This is a genomic window from Streptomyces millisiae, assembly GCF_031845425.1.
Lineage (GTDB): Bacteria > Actinomycetota > Actinomycetes > Streptomycetales > Streptomycetaceae > Streptomyces > Streptomyces millisiae.
Genome location: NZ_JAVREM010000152.1, coordinates 1 through 1439, shown reverse-complemented (window position 1 = coordinate 1439; position 1439 = coordinate 1). Strand labels below are relative to the sequence as shown.

Annotated in this window: 1 protein-coding gene; it reads left to right on the top strand. The window is 68.3% G+C overall.

Features of this window, described 5'->3' with window-relative positions; genetic code table 11:
* Positions 1–42: 42 nt before the first annotated feature.
* Positions 43–1266 (top strand): IS4 family transposase, encoded by a 1224-nt coding sequence (locus tag RNC47_RS35915; protein WP_311605035.1) that lies wholly within the window; start codon positions 43–45, stop codon positions 1264–1266.
* Positions 1267–1439 lie beyond the last annotated feature (173 nt).

The following is a 1439-nucleotide window of genomic DNA, read 5'->3' as shown; positions in this document are numbered from 1 at the left end:
CAATGCCGGTGACTTAGGTAGTTGTGTCTCGTTGTCTTCGGTGTGGCGAGGGTGGGGCAGGTCGGGGTGCCTGCGGGTGAGCGGTTGTCGGACCGGATCGCGATCGGGGTGCTGACGCAGGCGTTTCCGCCTCATCTGGTTGATGAGGTGATCGCCGAGACCGGTCGGACTGAGCAGCGCAGTCGCCTGTTGCCGGCGCGGGTGGTGGTGTATTTCATCCTCGCGATGTGCCTGTTCTTCGGGCAGGGATACGAAGAGGTCGCCCGGTTGCTGGGCGACGGGCTCGGAGACGGGCGGCGGTCGTGGCGTGTGCCGACGACCGCGGCGATCGGGCGGGCACGTCGGCGGCTGGGTGCTGAGCCGCTGAGGGCGCTGTTCGCTCGGGTGTGCCGGCCGGTGGCGGTGCCGGAGACCGCGGGCGCCTGGTACAGGCGATGGCATCTGGTCGCGGTGGACGGCACGACCTTGGACCTGGCGGACACCGCCGCCAACGACGGCTTCTTCGGCCGTCCGGGTTCAGGGCGCGGGGTGGGCGCGTTTCCGCAGGCCAGGGTGGTGGCATTGGCCGAATGCGGCACGCACGCCGTGTTCGGTGCGGCCGTCGGACCGCTGTCGGTGAGTGAGCCGGTGCTGTCACAGCAGTTGTTCACCCGCCTGCGGGCGGGGATGCTGCTGCTGGCCGACCGGGGCTTTTACGGATTCGAGTTGTGGCAGGTCGCCCGGGACAGCGGAGCGGACCTGCTGTGGCGAGTGCGCAAGAGCGCGGCGCTGCCCGTCATGCAGGTCCTCGGCGACGGCTCTTACCTCAGCACGGTCCATGCCGGGAAAGACCGCAAGAGTCGCCGCAACCCGGTGGTGGTCCGGGTGATCGAGTACACCCTTGCCCGCACCGGCGACGCCACCGTCTACCGCCTGCTGACCACCTTGCTCGACCCTGAGGAAGCACCGGGGCAGGAACTGGCCGCGCTCTACGCCCAGCGGTGGGAGATCGAGACCACGCTGGACGAGATCAAGACCCACCAGCGCGGCCCGAAACTCATCCTGCGCTCGAAATACCCTTGGGGCGTGGAACAGGAGATCTACGGCTTCCTCCTGGTGCACCACGCCATCCGGCAACTGATGCACCAGACCGCCCTGCGCGAGGGCCTGGACCCTGACCGCCTTTCCTTCACCCGGTCCCTGCGGATCGTGCGCCGCCAGGTCCCAGCCCAGGCGGCGTTTTCCCCCCGGCCGACTCACCCGAGCGCTGGCCCACACTCTGGCTGAGATCGCCGAACGCCTGCTGCCCGCACGCCGCCACCGGACCTGCCCCCGAGTGATCAAACGCAAGATGTCCAACTGGCCGCTCAAACGGGCCGAGCATCGCAACCAGACACCACCCCCACCGGACACCATCACCATCACCCAGCGAGACACAACTACCTAAGTCACCGGCATTG